Here is a 17,424-nt window from a genome sequence, read left to right as displayed (position 1 = left end):
AGTTGCGTACCTGCCTTAGCCGATATAGTGGTCATGAACCAGTTTTGTTCAACACGTCGACATTTCGTGCAATCCAGCGGCTTCGGATTATCGTCGCTGGCATTAAGCTGGTTGTTCCAGAATGAGCAAGTCCACGCACAACCTCCCAAGAAACCTGATTTAACCAAAACCACCTACAACCTGCTGCCTAAGCCTACACACCACGAACCTAAAGCGAAGGCGATGATCTCCCTGTTCATGGTGGGTGGCCCGAGTCAGATGGATTTGTTCGATCCCAAGCCGAAGTTGAATGAACTCGATGGCCAACAGTTTCCCGGTGATGTGAAGTACGATAATCCGGCACAAGCGAGCAGCAAAGTGCTGGGGTCACCATGGAAGTTCAGCAAGCACGGCCAGTGTGGCATGGAACTTTCCGAACTGTTGCCTCACCTGGGCAAGATTGCGGACGACATCACATTGATTCGTTCGATGCAGACCAATGTGAACAATCACGGCCAATCGGTTTATGCTCTGAACAGTGGACGCCCGCTGGCAGGTCGTCCCACACTAGGCAGTTGGCTTACCTATGGATTGGGCAGCGTATCACAGGAGTTACCAGCGTATGTGGCTCTTACTGATCCGCGAGGCTTCCCACTGCTTGGCGGAGAAAACTGGTCGAACGGCTGGCTACCTTCCCTGTATCAGGGTACGGTGGTTCGACCCAAGGAACCTCGCATTCTGAACCTGGATGCTCCCACTCACTTGCAAGGTACGGTGCAGACGAAACAACTCGATTTGTTACGTCAACTCAACGAAGAACATCTGCAACAACATCCTGGTGAACAGGAACTGGCAGCGCGTATTGCTAATTACGAATTAGCTGCAAAGATGCAGCTCGCTGCACGGGATGCGTTTGACCTTGCCAAAGAAACCGAAGCAACCAAGAAACTTTACGGCATCGATAATCCGGTAACCCGAGACTACGGCGAACGCTGCCTGATTGCCCGAAGACTGGTGGAACGAGGCGTGCGGTTTGTTCAGATCTGGAACCATGGGCAGTCATGGGATCATCATGGAAGCATCCTTGGCGAACTTCCCAAGCGCTGTAGGGAAGTGGATCAGCCCGCAGCAGCATTGGTGACGGATTTGAAATCCCGTGGATTACTGAACAGCACCCTTGTGCACTTTGGCGGCGAAATGGGCCGCCTGCCTGTGCGACAAAATGATCTTGGCAAAGAGAAAGTTGGACGCGACCACAACACCTATGGGTTTTCCCACTGGATGGCTGGTGGTGGCATTAAAGCTGGTTATGTTCATGGCGAAACAGATGAATTTGGTCACAAAGCCATCAAGGATATTGTTCACCATTACGACTGGCATGCCACGTTATTACATCTGTTTGGCATGGATCACGAAAAACTGACTTATTTGCGTAACGGTTCTGAAATGAAATTGACCGACAACCAGGGTGGCAAAATTATTCAATCACTCTTCAGTTGAGGCAATTCGCCTCTTGCTGACCAATAGTTGCCATTAAGAGTTCGGCTTGAGGCATTTATCGCTTCCGTGTATAAAACGGTCGTATTTTCGTGCACGGAGGCACTTTCATGACTTTGAAGATGACTGCATTTTCGTTGGTGACTTATACTGCCTTATGCTGTCCACTCCATGCACAGACAGCAACCCCTGCTGATAAAGACGTTGTTGCAACAGTAAAAGGGGTGAATATCACGCGTCAGCAACTGGCTGATGAACTGATTGCCCGCAAAGGCCGTGCTCAGTTGGAAGCGATGGTCTACCGGACTTTGATCGAACTGAATTGCAAGGAGAAAGGCATCACTGTCACTGACCGTGAAGTGCAGGAAGAACTGATTGGCGAAATGAAGGCTGCTGCCTCAGCCAACCTGGCAGATTTCGAGAAATCGATGCTCAGCCCGCGAAAGACCAGCTTGTTTGAATATCGGGAAGATGTGATTCGCCCACGCATCATGCTTCAGAAGTTAGCGACGGCACGTCTGTCGCTGACTGAAGAAGACCTGCGCCGGGAATTTGCCAGCAAGTATGGCGTGCAGGCACAGATACGCATGATCCAGGTCAGGGACGAACGCATGGCCAGAAAAATCTGGACTGAAATAGGCAACAATCCTGATCAGTTTATCCGCTATGCCACCATTCAGGAAAATGGAGACCTTGCGGCTGTCGCTGGTTTGTTGAACCCCTTTGGGCGACACACCACGCACGATGCCATTGAAGAACGTGCATTCAAACTCAAAGATAGCGAAATCAGCGAAGTACTTCAGACTCCTGAAAAGGGGTTCGTCATCATCATGAAGGTTAAGGAAATCCCTGCCCGGACGGATGTTACCTTCGAACAGAAGGCAGAAGAGCTCAAGCAGACTGCGCTGGAAAAGAAACGTCAGGTGGAAGTGCCCAGAATTATCAAAGAGATGCGCGATCAAGCCTCGGCAAACATCAAACTGTTCCTGGGCAATGAACAGAATACCAAAAAGCTGATCGAGCAGTACGAACAGAAACTGGGGACGAGTCGATAGAGCAGAACTTGATCACGGCTTGGGCACCACTTCCAGTGGTGCCTTTTCTGCTATGAAGGTCTTCTCGCCGCTGCCAAACCGTATTTTGACGCGCTTGCCTGCGCCCAGTCCGCTGACTTCCTGGATTTTCCCCAGGCCATAAACACCATGTTTGACTGTCGCTCCCACGACAAATGCATTCAGGTCTTTCGGGCCTGCAGGTGGGGCAGTCAGACCAGCCAACTCAGCCCCTGTCTTCAAGCTGGCAAAGGTGGGCTTGGGTACGGAACGCGTCATCACCGGTGCCTGTCTGAAACTCGGACGATCGTAGCGGTAGTTTTCTTCATGACGGGGATCAAACCGATCCAGATCAGATGCAACCCGCTGCTTCTCCAGAACATCTTCAGGAAGTTCATCCAGAAAGGGACTGGGAATGGCGCACATTTGCGACCCACGGAATTCGCGATAATCTGCATGACTGATGAAGAGATGCCGCTCAGCACGGGTGATGCCGACGAATGCCAGCCTGCGTTCTTCTTCGAGTTCATCCTGATTGTTGGCTGACCGTTCGTGAGGCAGTATGCCCATCTCAAATGCTGGCATGAAGACGACAGGGAATTCCAATCCCTTGGCGGCATGCATCGTCATGATGGAAACCTGGTCAGCAGATGCATCATGGGCATCCTGATCGCTTCGCAGGGTGATGTGTTCCAGAAATGCCGCCAGGTTGCTGCTGGCGCCGGCCTGCTTGCCAATTTCTCCTTCAGTTCGCTGGGCCAACTCAGCATCAAACTCATCAGCTGCTGTAATAAGTTCTTCGATGTTCTCCAGCCGTTCCAGATCTTCACCGGTGCCTGCAGCCAGCATGGCCCGGTATCCGCTACGATTGATCACTTCGCGAATTGCTTCTCCCGCAGAGGTTTCGAGCATAGGCTGAAGCCCCTGCATCAAGGCAGCAAAATCTCGCAGCCCCTTTGCTGCTTTGCCTTTGATCTCTGGAATCTGTTCCATCTTCTGAGCCGCTGACAACAGACTGATCTCGCGAGGCAGGGCGAAATCTTCCAGCTTTTGCATCGAAGTATCGCCAACGCCCCGTGCAGGTACATTCACTGCACGCCGAAAACTGATCGTGTCCATGGGATTCACCAGCAAACGCAGGTAGGCCAGCACATCCTTGTTTTCCTTGCGATCAAAGAACGCCAGGCCACGCACTATCTGATACGGAATACGCTGCTTGATGAAAGCTGTTTCGAGTACCCGGCTTAAAGCATTCATCCGCAGGAAGATGGCGCAATGTTTGAATTTGATATCCTGGGTATCCACCAGCTCGCGAATGATTTTGGCGATGCCATACGCTTCATCCAGGCCTGAAGCAAAGTTCAGCAGTTTGATCCGATCACCTGCAGCATTTTGCGTGACCAGTTTTTTGGGTTTTCGCGAACGGTTATGGGCGATGAGACTGTCCGCAGCAGCCAGGATGGATTTGGTGCTACGATAGTTCTGATCGAGCGTGATGGTGCGTGCCTGGGGGTAATCGCGCTCGAAATCCAGAATGTTGCGGATATCGGAGCCACGAAACCGGTAGATCGATTGATCAGGATCGCCCACCACGCACAGATTGGGAAAGTCCATGGAGAGTTGCTTGGCGATGACATACTGTGCGTAATTGGTGTCCTGATATTCATCGATCATGACATACTTGAAACGGGCATCGAGCTCCGTGCGTACTTCAGGATATTTTCGCAGCAGATATGCGAGCCAGAACAGCAGATCGTCAAAGTCCATGCCATTGGCCGCACGGAGTTTTTTTTCGTAAATAGGGTACACTCGTGAGACTTTCTCATCGAAGAAATCACGGGCATTGCTGGCAAACGCTTCCGGCCCTTTCAGTTCATTCTTAGCTCTGCTGATGGCAGCCTGCACACGATCCGGCGTAGTATGTGAGCCATCGGGATCGACCTGGGCCTGCTTCATCGATTCCTTGATGAGAGCATTCCGATCACCCATATCGTAGATGGTGAAGTTGGGTTCCATGCCCAGCGTGGAAGCATATTGCCTGAGCAATCGGACGCCCAGGCTGTGGAAGGTGCTGATGATGACTCTGTTTTTCGGAACCACTTCATCAACCCGCTTCCGCATTTCACCAGCTGCCTTGTTGGTGAAGGTGATGGCAAGGATGTTCCAGGGCTTGATGCCACTGCGCAGCATATGGGCAATCCGGCGGGTGATGACGCGTGTTTTTCCACTGCCGGGACCGGCTAGAACCAGAAGCGGTCCTTCATGATGAGTGACCGCATCGCGCTGAGCAGGTGTTAAATCTTGGAGCAAATCCATTGCAGCTTTCTGAGGGAATCAGGATAAGGCCTGTTATTTTAGTAGCTTCATCCGAAGAGGGCATTACCATGTACCGGAGTATCCTGACGGAAGGCTATTATGCTGCTTTCGATTGTCCTGGTCATTCTGGGTCTGTTTCTGCTGGTGGTGGGCGGAGAAGTGCTATTGCGCGGGGCGGTGGGGCTGGCTACGTTGCTCAAGCTGACCCCAGCAGTAATCGGTCTGACCGTGGTGGCAGCGGGAACTTCGGTACCGGAACTCGCAGTGAGTGCCATTGCCGCCTGGCAGGATAAGGTTGATATTGCAGTTGCCAATGTCGTTGGTTCCAACATTTTCAACATTACCGTGATCATTGGCATGTGTGCGGTGATTTATCCGCTCACCATCGTTGGCAATACAATTCAACTGGAATACCCGGTGCTGGTGATCGTCACACTGCTGTGCCTGGTGATAGCTCAGGATGGTTCGATCAACTTTCTTGATGCGATTCTATGCATCGTGATTTACGTGAGTTTCACGGCGTACCTGGTAAACCTGGTGCGTCAACAACTGACGGTATCACAGAAGGAAGTGCTGCAATCGGAAGTGAAGGAACTGACAGTAGACCCTGCCAAACCCCGCTTTTGGAAATGTGCATTGTTCATCATCACCGGTACAGCCTTGCTGGGGGGTGGAGCGCATTCGACGGTCACTGGGGCTTCGGAACTGGCCCGCATGATGGGCTGGACGGAACGCATCATCGGCCTGACTATTGTATCGATTGGTACCGGGTTGCCTGAAGTGGTGGCATCGCTGGTATCCAGCATCCGGGGCCGAAGCGATATGGCGATCGGAAATGTGATTGGTTCCAACCTCTTCAACATCCTGATGATTCTGGGCTTGAGCGGGCTGATGCGACCGCTGCCGGTGCAGGAATCCATTCTTCAGATGGATTGCCGATGGATGATGGGAGTAACGCTGGTCCTGTTTCCACTGATGTTTACCGGCAAGAAAATCAATCGCTGGGAAGGGGTTTTACTGCTGCTGGTCTACGCCGTGTATCTGTTCCTGCTGATTACTGTTCCCGAATGAAGTCAGATAAGAAGTTTGTCAGCGTGGTGGTTGCAACGTAGAATGATGAAGTCTTGGTGAAAGTGCAGCTTTTCTCAAAGCTGTGTATGCTCATAGCCGATAGTATTTCTTTGGTGTGTATCGGCTTTGTTTTTGTCACACTTTCCTCGATCTATTCCGAATCCTGTTTGCTGACTGACAGACTTCTGCCCTTCACTGACCTCAACCGAACACCATTTTTATATCGTGCCTGCCCCCAGGAGAAACTGATGATAACAGTCATCATCCCAGTTTTGAATGAATGTCCCACGGTAGCCTCGGTGGTGGCCTATGCAAAGAAAGCCCCCGGTGTCACGGAAGTGATTGTGATTGACGATGGTTCGATTGACGGTACACCCGAACTGGCGGAGCAGGCAGGCGCCCGCGTGGTGATGAGCACCTTGATGGGCAAAGGCGCTTCGATGGAAGATGGCATCTGGGCCGCCACCAACGAGATTGTGATGTTCCTCGATGGCGATCTATCCGGGCTGGAAGAGGATGTCATTGCTCGGATGACCAGGCCGATCATCGATGGTAAGGCTGATTTCGTCAAAGCCCGGTTCTCCCGCAGTGCTGGGCGTGTCACGATGCTGACAGCCCGGCCGCTGCTGTTGACGTTTTTCCCGGAACTGGCCCATTTCGAACAGCCACTGGGTGGTCTCATTGCTGCCCGACGATCCATCTTCCGCAAAATCCGGTTTGAAACAGATTATGGGGTAGATGTGGCGCTATTGCTGGACATAGCAGCCACTGGTGCAACCATCGAACAGGTAGACATTGGTCATCTGCAGCACGACAGTCAGCCGCTTGAAGTGCTGGGCGACATGGCCAAGCAGGTGGTGCGTGTGATTCTCGACCGGGCAGCACGATACAACCGGCTCGATCTGCAGCAGGTACGCGAAGTGCAGGAAGTGGAAAGACGTTCGCAGGCTGAGATGTCGATGATCTTCCAGCGGTTGGGGCAGCCTGAAAAGCTGGCGCTTTTCGATATGGATGGGACACTGCTCAAAGGCCGGGTGGTCGTCAACCTCGCCCAGCGCACCAACAAGACCCATGAACTGAATCAACTGCTGGATAGCGCTTCCATGGAGCCTGATGAACGTACTCGGCGTATCGCGGCATTGTTTGCAGGAACACCGCGCAAAGTATTTGAAGAAGCAGCACTGAGCATGCCCTTGATGTCAGGCGCCGCCGAACTGGTGGTTTCCTTGCGTAAGGCAGGATACCGGGTGGGTATCGTCAGCGACAGTTTCCGGGTGGCGACAGAGATTGTTCGACGTCGGGTATTTGCTGATTTCAGCTTGGCCCACGTCATGCGGTTTCAGAATAACGTTGCTACGGGCGAGATTACCCTGTCGCCCGCGATGCAGCATGATAAGGGTTGTCCCGATCACAAGATCTGCAAGCTGAATGTGTTGTTGCACATGAGCGAGCATCTGGGTGTGGATGTTAGCCGGATACTGGCAGTGGGTGACAGTGACCCTGATTCCTGCATGCTGCAAGGTGCAGGCATTGGTGTAGCGTTTCAGCCCAAATCAGCAGTGGTGGAAAGTGCTGCCGATCATGTGTATCACGACAATCTGCTGCAGATACTGGATTGTCTGGGTGAGCGTGTGGTACAGTGGAAAGTCACTTCTGAAAATCTTGATGAGATCAGTCTTTTTGCATCCCCGATGTAACCGTCAACAACAACACCTCGCAGATTTATCCGCGAGGTGTTATGATTCAGGAATAACATCGATCAGTTACTGATGTACCAGTACTTGTCGATTTTCTTGAAGACAACTGTTTTGCGCGGAGCATCTTCGATCTTGACATCGAAAGTGGCAGTAGTGCCATCGTCGTCCAATTTTGGTTTTTCATTCTTGACACTTTTGAGTGCTGCCAGCAGTTGACCGGCTTTCTTTTCACTGAACTTCTTGGCGAACTCGTCGAATTTGTCGTCACCCAGTTGTTTGAGCATATCTGGTGGAACAAAATGCCTGAGGAAGGTGGCATATTCCTTAGCTTCGAGCAGACGGATACCTTCGACGATGGCGGTATCGAGTTTTTCACGCAGGGCATCTTTGTCATCGGCCTGCACCATTCCACCGTTGAGGCAAAATACGCTCAACAGTAACAGGAGTAAACGGGAGATTTTCATACCTGGTTAATCCTTGCAATAGAGGATGTTTCGTGCTTGTAGTGTATGAAATGAATGCCGATACTCAAACACATGGAACCGTCTGGAAAAAGGAAAATGCCAGGCTGTTCACTTCATTCCGGCATCCTGTTGAGAGAGGCAAACTGGTGGCTATCAATTATCGTGTTTTAATGCGGAAATCTCACCGGTGGGGTGCTTTTGTTATTGCAGTTCCCTTTCTGGTCGTCATTGTCACGGGCCTGTTGCTGCAACTGAAAAAAGACTGGCACTGGGTGCAACCACCCACGATGAAAGGGAAAGGGCTTTCGCCCGAAATGACGCTGGCAGCCATTCTCGAGGCGGCACGGGCTGTTCCAGAAGCGGGGATTCGTGACTGGTCAGATGTTGAAAGGCTCGACATTCAGCCCAAGCGAGGCCTGGTCAAGGTACAATCGAAAAACCGATGGGAGGTACAACTTGATCTGGATACTCGACAAGTGCTGCACAGTGCTGAACGACGCTCCGACTGGATTGAAGCATTGCACGATGGTTCATGGTTTCATGACAATGCGAAATACTGGGTCTTTCTGCCCACGGCAGTTATTGTGCTGGGTTTGTGGATCACCGGCATCTATCTGTTCTTTCTGCCCTGGGAAGTGAAGTGGGCCAGACGCCAGCGGGAAAAGCAAGCTGCTGGCTAATCGTGTTTCATGCGTCGAGCCGCTTTGCGTTCACTGTGCTGTTTTTTGGATTGCAGTCGTCGCTCCCTGGAGCCACGGGTTGGTCTGGTAGCTCGTCTGATTTTCGGCGGCGGAACCGCCAGCAGAATAAGCTCGTGCAGTTTCTTCAGACAATCCTGCATGTTCTGAAGCTGTGTGCGATAACGCTGTGATACGATCAGCATTTCGCCATCGCTGGTGAAATAGCTTCTGCTGTTTTTGACCAGTCGCAACTGCACATCCAGAGGCAATGCAGATTGACGAGGATTCCAGCGAAGCTGAGCCTTGGTGGCCAGCTTGTTGACATTCTGCCCACCGGGGCCACCACTGCGGGAAAACTGCCAGTGAAATTCATCCACTCCAATCTGCACCTCGCCATCAGGGTGCAGCGGAACAACCAGATCCTGCAGAGATTCTTTTCGTGTTGGCAACATGTTTATTCCATCTGGAAAACGATTTCACATAGCCTGCCCAAATCTTTACCTGCCTGTTCTGTTCCAGTTTCACCAATCATGGCATGGTTGACAAAAAAGGCAAAAATGATCTGTCTGCCTTTCGCTGTTTCGCCATAACCCGATAGAGCTTTACTGGTCATGATACTGTTGTTCTGCATGCCGTTTGACCAGGACAACGTACCTGTTTTGGCTTGAAACTTGCCTCGTGCCGGGCTGTCTTTGTTTACTGAAACAGCCGTGGTTCCATCTACGCCCACAATAGGAAGAGCCTGCCTGAAGGGTTTGCCATCCTCGCGCTGTGCCATCTGTTTCAACAGAGTTACTGCAGCACGTGGCGTGACATGATCCGCCCTCGCTCCCCCTGCTCCACCACCAAATATGACACTATCCAGTGGCACGCCAATTCGTTTCAATGCCTGCCCCTGCAGCCGCATACCCTGGTTCAATGTCTGCTGCTGTTTCTGTGCCGCCATCAACAAAGGAAGTGTGCTGGCATGAAGATTATGACTGACCTTGAGAATCAGCTTGGCGTTTTCGGAAAATGGTGACGATTCCAGTTCAACCAGTCTGGGTAGGTTCTTCACAGCATCACTGGCAGGTAGTTTTTCATGTGGATTGACTGCCAGCGACGAAGTTTTCACCTGCACACCAGCTTTTCGCAAAGCATCAATCAACAGGCTTCGGGCGTGCGATGCAGGGTCATCCACTTCCTTTACCCGAACCAGCGGTTTATGCTTTTCAGGAATGGTACCCCTTACGACATATCGCCCATACTGCTGTGCAACCATGGTGATAACTGGTTTGACTGCTTTTCCATTCTCCTCTGCAGCTACCGTGTTCACCTGGGCATCGACATGTATAGCACTTCCCTTTGGACGGTATTCGATTTTGGCGGGTTCGCCAACCTTCTCGGCTGGCGTGATGGTGAAATCAATCAAATTGTCGTTGATGAGAATAGGAGTCAATCTGCCTGGTCCACTGCCAGTACTTTCAGCACGTTCAAAGAGTCGATCATCCACGATAATCTCTCCTTCGATGCTTTTTACTTTCTCTGCCAGTTGCCTGGCGAGTTGGTTCAGCCCCTGCAAGGGATCAACTGAAGTGAGTTGCCCACGAGTGCTGCCATTGGCATAGGTATGATCGTTGTTGGCAAACTCGATGGTGCCATCAGGCAAAGTCCTACCGCCCATGGTCAAGTCACCGCTGGCAACCAGAATCAGGTCGCCTTGCAGTGTCTTATTGGCTTCATCCAGTTTGCCGGTGTGCACCAGCGGTGTGCGGAACCGAAAGTCTGGGCCTAGCGATTCCAAGGCAGCAGCAACACTGAACAGCTTGGTACACGATGCAGGTGCAAAAAACTTGTCACTCTGATGATCGAGCAAAACTTCACCGTTAACTGCATCGACCACCAGCATGCCCCAGTGCGAGGTTTTATAGCGGGGCAGTTCCGTTACTTCCTTGACTGCTTCCGATAACGAATGACGTGTTGCGCTTTGTGCCTGCAATGTAAAAGGAACGAACCATACCATTGCAGTCAGGATGAGGAATTGAGACATTGATTTACCAGCTTGGAAATAAACCGTCATCTGATACGGTAGTGCTTATCTGACCATTCACCAGCAGGCTACCATGCTAAACCAAATTGCGATTGCAATCCAACAACTTCCGGGCAATCAGGACCTTCCACTTCCCGCCTATCAGACAGAACATGCTGCTGCGATGGATCTGCCTGCTGCGGTTACTGCGCCGCTGTTGATTCAACCTGGTCAACTGGTGCTGATCCCCTGTGGTTTCAGTTTGGCTATTCCACCTGGATATGAAGGACAGGTTCGGCCTCGTTCCGGACTGGCCATCAAGCATGGATTAACCTTGGCAAATGCTCCGGGAACCATCGATGCTGACTATCGAGGAGAAGTGAAAGTTGGTTTGATTAACCTGGGCAGGGAACCAGTGCAGATCGAACGGGGCATGCGCATTGCACAGTTGCTGATTGCCCCGGTCATGCGAGTCAACTGGCAGGTTGTGGATACGTTGCCCGTCACCGAACGTGGGGCAGGCGGCTTTGGCCACACTGGAAAATAATCTCACTTAGCCAGCATCGCTTTGACATATGGCGTAAGACCACTGAAAAATAGTTCGACAGCAATAGCCATCACGATCAGGCCCATCAGCCTCAGCAGTACCTTGTTGCCTGATTCACCCAGGAAGCGAAGAATAGATTTGGCAGCAACCAGCATCAGGAAGGAAATGGCCAGAGCTACCACAATGGTGAGTAGCAGCATTCCCTTCTTGAGTGAAGAATCTGCTTCCGTCATGCGAAGAATGACTGTGGTGATAGCACCTGGGCCGCAGATCATGGGGATACCCAGCGGGGTGATGGCAATATCGTTGGCATAATTCGTTTCGCTGGGGCCATTATCATGCAGAGAACGAGTCAGCCTGGCCTGGAGCATTTCGTAGCCTGTCACAAAGAAGATAACACCACCGACAATCTGCAGGCTGTTGGATGAAATATGAAAAAGATCAAAAATAGCCTGACCTGCAAACTGAAACAGTACAAGGATGACCAGTGCAGTGAGAATTGCACGGGCAGCTACCCTGCGAACGTGCGCCGGGCTGAGACCTTCCGTTAATGCAATAAAAACGGGGATATTGCCCAGTGGATCAATCATGGTGAAGATCGATACCAACGACACCACCATGAACGGCCATAATTCATCCACGCCTCTTACTCCTGCATTCCGCCATCTGATTACAATCGATACAGATTATCCTGGAACCAGCCTGGCCGTGCCATCAGCTACAGGCAGATTTATTGACAATGGGGTACATTTACTTTGTAAGGATGCACCTTTCGTACGTCTCACACCTCTTTTTGTCAGGACGACCAACATGATGAAAACCAGCTTCGTTCTGTCGTTTGCAGCGTTACTGTTATTACCACTGGCTGGTTATGCTCAAGGCAGCGGCTCGGATGAAGTAACCCGGCAAGTTTTGCCTGGCAATATCGGACCGTATTATGGCGCCAGCTATTTCGAACGCTATCATTATGGCAATATTCAGCCGCTGTACATGAACTGGAACTCCCGCAATTTTTATGACATGGAGTATCTGGACAGGCTTGATCGACAGGAAAAATTCGGGCATCGCTGGCCTTCTGCCAAGTATGGCAACGAATTTCAGGTGAACCGCATCAACCAGGAATATCTGCAGCGTTCCGAACGACTGGATAATCCCCGTGTGCGCTCCTCTGTTGGTGGCGGAATTTTCTTCGGCCGCTGGCGATAAATCTATTTCACACCCTGCAGCACGTAATCCAGCACTGCTTGCGTGGAAGCATCCAGGCTTTCCATCCGTCTCAAGGCGATGGATTCGCGTGCAACATATTCCCCTAACTGGGCAAAGAAATGCCTGCTGTGCTGCACTCGCACCAGCACGGAATGTACATCCGCCAACTCCACTCCTAATACATCAGGCAGGTTTAACAGATCCGCTGCCAACTTCCGGGGCTGATCGCAATCTAATCTGACAGATAATGGCAAATCCGCCAGGGTGTTCCGAATTTCACTCAAGGTACCTGAAGCCACCAGCATTCCTCGAGCGATAATCACCAGCCGATTGGTAAGTTTCTCCAGCTCATCGAGTTGATGACTCGAAACCAGCAAGGCCTTGCCGGAATCAGCTAATTGATGGAACAAGGCATAGAGTTCCATTCTGCCGACCGGATCGACTCCATTCATCGGCTCATCCAGGATCAGCAGCGTCGGGTCGTGCACCAGGGCCTGGGCTAGCTTGACTCTCTGCCGCATTCCTTTGGAGTAACCTCGCAGTTTTTTATCTGCTCGATCTGCCATGCCGACCTGTTCAATGGCAGCATCAGCCCGGCGGTTGGCTTCGCGCTTATTGTAACCGCACATCCGAGTCATGCCCCGAACAAACTGGCGGCCTGTCATTTCTTCGTAGAAAACATCATTTTCCGGGCAGAATCCAAAGTGATTCTTTGCAGCCGACGACCAGGCAGAATGACCACACACCTGTACGCTGCCCAGATCAGGTCGAAGTTGACCGGTCGCCAGCTTCATCAAGGTGCTTTTGCCTGCACCGTTGGGGCCCACCAACCCGGTAATGCCCGGCGTCACTTTCAAAGTGACATCACTTAAACCTAAAACCGGGCCATACCATTTGCTGACATGGCTCAGCGACAGAATTTCGCTCATGTCACCACCTCCACCGCACGAATCTTTCGATGAAGATAAATCACACACACGATCATCAACGACGATAGGACAATGACCACGGGCAGTAATTCAGGCTGACGACGCACCATACCCCGAGGCCCTGCAGGAGGAACCGGTGTGATGTTCAGACACCACGAACCAAAGACATACAGATCGTTCCATAAATCGATCAATCGCCAGTTGGGGGAGTAACCCAGACGATCCACAAAAAGATTGCCCATGACCGGGCAGATCGCCAGCAGCGCAATCCAGATCATCACTAAAGGAGCAGTACGCCGCACCGCACTGGCCAGTGTTACCACCAGAATGCCCAACACCAGCGCAATGGCCAAGCCATACCAGGTAATGCCTCTCAGGATATTCAGGTTATTCTCGAAGTACCCTTCCTCCATCAGCATGCTGCATTCGAGGTACAGAACGAGGGCCGGCACTAGTGTCATTAACATGGAGAAGATGGCAACAGCGAGAATCTTCCCCATGAGATAATGCCAATGGCCCATGGGCTTACTGAGATAAAACGCGAGGCTTCCGTAGCGATAATCGTTGCCGATGATAAGGCTACCAGCCAGCGCCAGCACGACCATGACGTAGTAACCCTGTAGCACATAGAAGTTTCGATACGTCTCGATGTCACCCGATAGTTTCAAATCTTTTTGAATGGTGTTCTTGATATCGACAAAGAAACGTGACATCGTCTGGCCAGGCACGCCGGTACGTTGAGGCGTCATGGTTTCGGGATCTATCTGCGAAAAGAGATAGATGCCGAAAAAGAAGACAAAAAATGTCATCAGTGCCAGGACGTAGAGCACCCAGTAGAGTTTCTGCCTGAACACGAGCATCAGGGAAACCCGGCTGATGGGCCAGATGGCACGCCAGGAACCTCCCAGCTTGCCCTTCCAGGAGCGGTATCCCAGCAAACTAAGAGGCATGTGCCGTCTCCGTAGGGAAAGGCAACAGCCGCAATTCGTCGGAACCAGATCGCCTGCCCTGATTCAGCAAGCGATGGAAGACCCGCTCCAGGTCTTCATCATCAGGCTGCAACTGGGTGATGATAACATCACACTGTGCAGCCAGCCTGAATAACTGATCGGTGTGTACTCCGTCAGCCAGTGTCACCTTCCAGCCATCCCGTTCTGAAGTCTTCACTGAAATGTTTTGCTCGGTAAGCAAAGTGCGATAGGCTTCCACATCTCCTTCGGCTCTCAGGCGAAATCGGTCATCTCGCTGTGCACGAAGGGCATCAGTACGTTCCTGGCACAGTACTTTACCTTTGTGCAGGATGACCGTCGTTTCGCAAGTGCGTTCCACATCACCCAGCACATGGGTGCATAGCAGAAATGATTTGCCATGCTGTTTGGCCAGGGTGCTAAGCAGGCCCAGCATGGCTTCGCGACCAGCGGGATCAAGCCCGCTGGTTGGTTCGTCCAGAAGCAGAAGTGGTGGATCGTGTACCAACGCCTGGGCCAACTTGACTCGTTGCTTCATACCCGTGGAGTATTCTTCCAGCTTGCGATAGCGAGCATCATCCAGACCAAGATAGGTCAGCAGCTCATGGGCCCGTCGGCTGGCGTCCTTTTTCGGCATGCCACAGAGTTCACCAGCCAGGGCAACATATTCCGCACCACGTAGCCCAGGCACTAAGGCATCCGCTTCGGACATGTAGCCCAACAGCCGACGTCTTGGAAACGATGGGCCACGCAGATTGCGTTCCAGCAGTGTTCCTTCGCCGCTAGTCGGTTTGACCAAGCCCATCAATATCTTCAGTAGCGTGCTCTTGCCTGCACCATTAGGCCCCAACAACCCAATCGCCCCCGGCTCCAATTGCAACGACACACCATCCAGCACAGTATGCTTGCCGTAACGATGGGTGATGTTATGAAGGGACAGTAAGGGCATAACGAGACACTAACTGAGTTGAGTTACTCAGTCAGGATATGGAAGAACCGGCGTGGTTTCTCTTCCATCAGCAGGCAAATGCCAACATCAACCGATCAATATATCTTCCCGGCTTTGTCTCAGTTTCCTGTGCCGTCGATAGTAGGCAAGCGATCCAACGCCTATTGCTCCGATGAGCAGTAGCGTGGAAGGTTCGGGTACGGCATTGGCAATGTACGTGAATCCATCTGGGGAGGAATAGATCTGATAGTCGTAGTTGCCTGGGTTATTCAGCTCAATGCGGCCCACTGCAATCAGGTTGGTCAGGTCAGCAATATGGTCGCCACCATTGGGGTTGGCCCAGCGGAGGATCCAGTCAGTTGCGAGACCATTGATGTCGAGGATGAGTTTGCTCGTGGAATCGATGTTCAAGCTGCTAGCGCTTAGACCAAGGAGCGTAAGCCCGGTGGTTTGCCCCAGTGTATCGGCGATAATGAGTTGAGAACCAGTAGTCAGATTGAGTGTAGTGAAGGTATCGTTGCCACCGTAAAGAGTTAGAAGTGTATTATTGCCTTGATTCCAATTGATGACAGTGATAGCACCATCATTTAAAATCGTAGCACCTAAGCCGTTCCAGCCGATCTGGAGAGTGTATCCAGTGATATCATGCCCTTGGGCATTCAGAACTGACCCAGGATCTCGCAAATCGATGTAGCCAGTGCCGCCATAGCCACCGCCGGTGGCAGTTAAATGGCCGCCGAGCGTCAGGCTTCCCCCTGAACTAACCAGAAAAGCAGGTTCCCAAAAGGCACCTGCTGCACTGATATTGCCGCCCGTGATCAGAGTACTTCCTGAACTGACGAAAACATAACCGGACAGTGCTTGCGACTCCGGCAGCGACAAGCTGCTGTTGTTCGACAGGTTTATTGTGCCTGAGATACTGTTGCCATTCGTGACTGTTGCCGATGAGTTGTCCAGATACATTCCCGTCACAGAAACGCCCGTTCCCAGATTGGTCGAACCATTGCGTAAGTGAAAATGCCCTACATGGTCTGATGCACTCAACTGAAACGCCTGGTCAGGAACATACAAATGCTCGAGCGTTAGGTTGCCTCGATTGAGCAAGGTAGCACCTGGGCTGTTCCAGCCGATCTGGAGAGCGTATCCAGTGATATCATGACCTTGGGCATTCAGAACTGAGCCGGCATCGCGCAAATCAATTACGCCAGTGCCGCCATACCCACCGCCGGTGGCAGTTAAATCGCCGCCGAGCGTCAGGTTTCCCCCTGAACCAACCAAGAAGGCAGGCTCCCAGAAGCCGCCTGCTGCAGTGATATTGCCGCTTGTGGTCAGAGAACTTCCTGAATTGACATAAATGTACCAAGACAGCGTCTGCGATACCGGCAACGACAAACTGCTGTTGTTCGAAAGGTCTATTGTGCCTGTGATACTGTTTCCATTCGTTACTGTTGCCGTTGAGTTGTTCAGGTACAATCCCGTCACAGAAACGCCCGTTCCCAGATTGGTCGAACCGTTGCGTAAGAAAAAATGCCCTACATGGTCTGATGCACTCAACTGAAACGCTTGGTCAGGAACATACAACTGTTCGAGTGTTAAATTGCCACGATTGAGCAAAGTAGCGCCTGGGCTGTTCCAGCCGATCCGGAGAGCATATCCGGTGATATCATGCCCTTGGGCATTCAGAACTGACCCAGGATCTCGCAAATCAATTACGCCAGTCTGGCCATACCCACCGCCGGTGGCAGTTAAATCGCCGCCGAGCGTCAGGTTTCCCCCAGAACCAACCAAGAAGGCAGGCTCCCAGAAGCCGCCTGCTGCAGTGATGTTGCCGCCTGTGGTCAGAGAACTTCCTGAATTGACGAAAACATAACCGGACAGTGTCTGCGATACTGGCAGCGATAAGTTGCTATTGTTCGACAAGTTTATTGAGCCTGTGATATTGCTTCCATTCGTGACCGTTGCCGATGAGTTGTCCAGGTACAATCCCGTCACGGAAGCGCCCGTTCCCAGGTTAGTGGAACCGTTGCGTAAGTGAAAATGTGCTACATGGTCTGATGCACT

The 17,424-nt window shown here is 51.8% G+C and carries 16 protein-coding genes; 7 read left to right on the top strand and 9 right to left on the bottom strand.

What is annotated here, in order from left to right; genetic code table 11:
• Positions 1-33: 33 nt before the first annotated feature.
• Together JNJ77_21085 and JNJ77_21080 are read left to right on the top strand one after the other, a co-directional pair.
• Positions 34-1,479 carry a DUF1501 domain-containing protein gene (locus JNJ77_21085; GenBank protein ID MBL8825097.1) on the top strand — a complete coding sequence of 482 codons (1,446 nt, stop codon included), beginning with the start codon at positions 34-36 and terminating at the stop codon, positions 1,477-1,479.
• Positions 1,480-1,586: 107 nt separating this feature from the next.
• Positions 1,587-2,531: a hypothetical protein gene (locus JNJ77_21080; GenBank protein ID MBL8825096.1), complete on the top strand. Its 945-nt coding sequence runs from the start codon at positions 1,587-1,589 to the stop codon at positions 2,529-2,531.
• 12 nt (positions 2,532-2,543) lie between these two features.
• Here JNJ77_21080 and JNJ77_21075 read toward each other — a convergent pair whose 3' ends face one another.
• Entirely contained in the window at positions 2,544-4,844 is a 2,301-nt protein-coding gene (locus JNJ77_21075) for a UvrD-helicase domain-containing protein (GenBank protein MBL8825095.1), read from the bottom strand.
• A gap of 99 nt (positions 4,845-4,943) precedes the next feature.
• Here JNJ77_21075 and JNJ77_21070 point away from each other — a divergent pair, with 99 nt between their 5' ends.
• The gene (locus JNJ77_21070; protein MBL8825094.1) at positions 4,944-5,915 is read left to right on the top strand and encodes a calcium/sodium antiporter; all 972 of its coding nucleotides are present in this window, start codon (positions 4,944-4,946) and stop codon (positions 5,913-5,915) included.
• Between the two features lie 248 nt (positions 5,916-6,163).
• Complete coding sequence (locus JNJ77_21065) at positions 6,164-7,612, top strand: HAD-IB family phosphatase (GenBank protein ID MBL8825093.1); 1,449 nt, start codon at positions 6,164-6,166, stop codon at positions 7,610-7,612.
• Positions 7,613-7,674: 62 nt separating this feature from the next.
• Here the strand turns inward: JNJ77_21065 and JNJ77_21060 are convergent, their stop codons facing one another.
• The gene (locus tag JNJ77_21060) at positions 7,675-8,076 is read right to left on the bottom strand and encodes a hypothetical protein (protein ID MBL8825092.1); all 402 of its coding nucleotides are present in this window, start codon (positions 8,074-8,076) and stop codon (positions 7,675-7,677) included.
• A gap of 50 nt (positions 8,077-8,126) precedes the next feature.
• Between JNJ77_21060 and JNJ77_21055 the strand changes: the two genes are divergently transcribed.
• A complete protein-coding gene (locus JNJ77_21055) occupies positions 8,127-8,756 on the top strand; it encodes a PepSY domain-containing protein (protein ID MBL8825091.1) in 630 nt (209 codons plus the stop codon).
• Here JNJ77_21055 and arfB read toward each other — a convergent pair.
• Together arfB and dacB are read right to left on the bottom strand one after the other, a co-directional pair.
• Positions 8,753-9,208 (bottom strand): aminoacyl-tRNA hydrolase, encoded by a 456-nt coding sequence (gene arfB / locus JNJ77_21050; protein MBL8825090.1) that lies wholly within the window; start codon positions 9,206-9,208, stop codon positions 8,753-8,755. The genes JNJ77_21055 and arfB overlap by 4 nt on opposite strands.
• Positions 9,209-9,210: 2 nt before the next feature.
• Complete coding sequence (gene dacB / locus JNJ77_21045; protein MBL8825089.1) at positions 9,211-10,785, bottom strand: D-alanyl-D-alanine carboxypeptidase/D-alanyl-D-alanine-endopeptidase; 1,575 nt, start codon at positions 10,783-10,785, stop codon at positions 9,211-9,213.
• Between the two features lie 73 nt (positions 10,786-10,858).
• Between dacB and dut the strand changes: the two genes are divergently transcribed.
• Entirely contained in the window at positions 10,859-11,311 is a 453-nt protein-coding gene (dut, locus tag JNJ77_21040; GenBank protein MBL8825088.1) for a dUTP diphosphatase, read from the top strand.
• Between the two features lie 2 nt (positions 11,312-11,313).
• Here dut and JNJ77_21035 read toward each other — a convergent pair whose 3' ends face one another.
• The gene (locus JNJ77_21035) at positions 11,314-11,931 is read right to left on the bottom strand and encodes a MarC family protein (GenBank protein MBL8825087.1); all 618 of its coding nucleotides are present in this window, start codon (positions 11,929-11,931) and stop codon (positions 11,314-11,316) included.
• Between JNJ77_21035 and JNJ77_21030 the strand changes: the two genes are divergently transcribed.
• Positions 11,900-12,517, top strand: a complete 618-nt coding sequence (locus tag JNJ77_21030) for a hypothetical protein (protein MBL8825086.1) — start codon at positions 11,900-11,902, stop codon at positions 12,515-12,517. The genes JNJ77_21035 and JNJ77_21030 overlap by 32 nt on opposite strands.
• Positions 12,518-12,519: 2 nt before the next feature.
• Here the strand turns inward: JNJ77_21030 and JNJ77_21025 are convergent, their stop codons facing one another.
• The 4 genes from JNJ77_21025 to JNJ77_21010 all read right to left on the bottom strand — a co-directional run.
• Positions 12,520-13,446, bottom strand: coding sequence for an ABC transporter ATP-binding protein (locus JNJ77_21025; GenBank protein ID MBL8825085.1), 927 nt, complete (start codon positions 13,444-13,446; stop codon positions 12,520-12,522).
• Positions 13,443-14,396 carry an ABC transporter permease subunit gene (locus tag JNJ77_21020; GenBank protein ID MBL8825084.1) on the bottom strand — a complete coding sequence of 318 codons (954 nt, stop codon included), beginning with the start codon at positions 14,394-14,396 and terminating at the stop codon, positions 13,443-13,445. Before JNJ77_21020 ends, JNJ77_21025 begins: the two co-directional genes overlap by 4 nt.
• Positions 14,386-15,363 carry an ABC transporter ATP-binding protein gene (locus tag JNJ77_21015; protein MBL8825083.1) on the bottom strand — a complete coding sequence of 326 codons (978 nt, stop codon included), beginning with the start codon at positions 15,361-15,363 and terminating at the stop codon, positions 14,386-14,388. The genes JNJ77_21020 and JNJ77_21015 overlap by 11 nt, the downstream gene beginning before the upstream one ends.
• A gap of 87 nt (positions 15,364-15,450) precedes the next feature.
• A partial coding sequence (locus JNJ77_21010) for a PEP-CTERM sorting domain-containing protein (GenBank protein ID MBL8825082.1) occupies positions 15,451-17,424 on the bottom strand: 1,974 nt, incomplete at its 5' end.

This window comes from Planctomycetia bacterium, assembly GCA_016795155.1.
GTDB lineage: Bacteria > Planctomycetota > Planctomycetia > Gemmatales > HRBIN36 > JAEUIE01.
This window is presented reverse-complemented; position numbering and strand designations above follow the sequence as displayed.

Coding starts and splice junctions, on each gene's coding strand:
- JNJ77_21085 (MBL8825097.1), top strand. CDS start 34: ATGAACCAGTTTTGTTCAACACGTCGACATTTCGTGCAATCCAGCGGC.
- JNJ77_21080 (MBL8825096.1), top strand. CDS start 1,587: ATGACTTTGAAGATGACTGCATTTTCGTTGGTGACTTATACTGCCTTA.
- JNJ77_21075 (MBL8825095.1), bottom strand. CDS start 4,844: ATGGATTTGCTCCAAGATTTAACACCTGCTCAGCGCGATGCGGTCACT.
- JNJ77_21070 (MBL8825094.1), top strand. CDS start 4,944: ATGCTGCTTTCGATTGTCCTGGTCATTCTGGGTCTGTTTCTGCTGGTG.
- JNJ77_21065 (MBL8825093.1), top strand. CDS start 6,164: ATGATAACAGTCATCATCCCAGTTTTGAATGAATGTCCCACGGTAGCC.
- JNJ77_21060 (MBL8825092.1), bottom strand. CDS start 8,076: ATGAAAATCTCCCGTTTACTCCTGTTACTGTTGAGCGTATTTTGCCTC.
- JNJ77_21055 (MBL8825091.1), top strand. CDS start 8,127: ATGAATGCCGATACTCAAACACATGGAACCGTCTGGAAAAAGGAAAAT.
- arfB (MBL8825090.1), bottom strand. CDS start 9,208: ATGTTGCCAACACGAAAAGAATCTCTGCAGGATCTGGTTGTTCCGCTG.
- dacB (MBL8825089.1), bottom strand. CDS start 10,785: ATGTCTCAATTCCTCATCCTGACTGCAATGGTATGGTTCGTTCCTTTT.
- dut (MBL8825088.1), top strand. CDS start 10,859: ATGCTAAACCAAATTGCGATTGCAATCCAACAACTTCCGGGCAATCAG.
- JNJ77_21030 (MBL8825086.1), top strand. CDS start 11,900: ATGGTGAAGATCGATACCAACGACACCACCATGAACGGCCATAATTCA.
- JNJ77_21035 (MBL8825087.1), bottom strand. CDS start 11,931: ATGGTGGTGTCGTTGGTATCGATCTTCACCATGATTGATCCACTGGGC.
- JNJ77_21025 (MBL8825085.1), bottom strand. CDS start 13,446: ATGAGCGAAATTCTGTCGCTGAGCCATGTCAGCAAATGGTATGGCCCG.
- JNJ77_21020 (MBL8825084.1), bottom strand. CDS start 14,396: ATGCCTCTTAGTTTGCTGGGATACCGCTCCTGGAAGGGCAAGCTGGGA.
- JNJ77_21015 (MBL8825083.1), bottom strand. CDS start 15,363: ATGCCCTTACTGTCCCTTCATAACATCACCCATCGTTACGGCAAGCAT.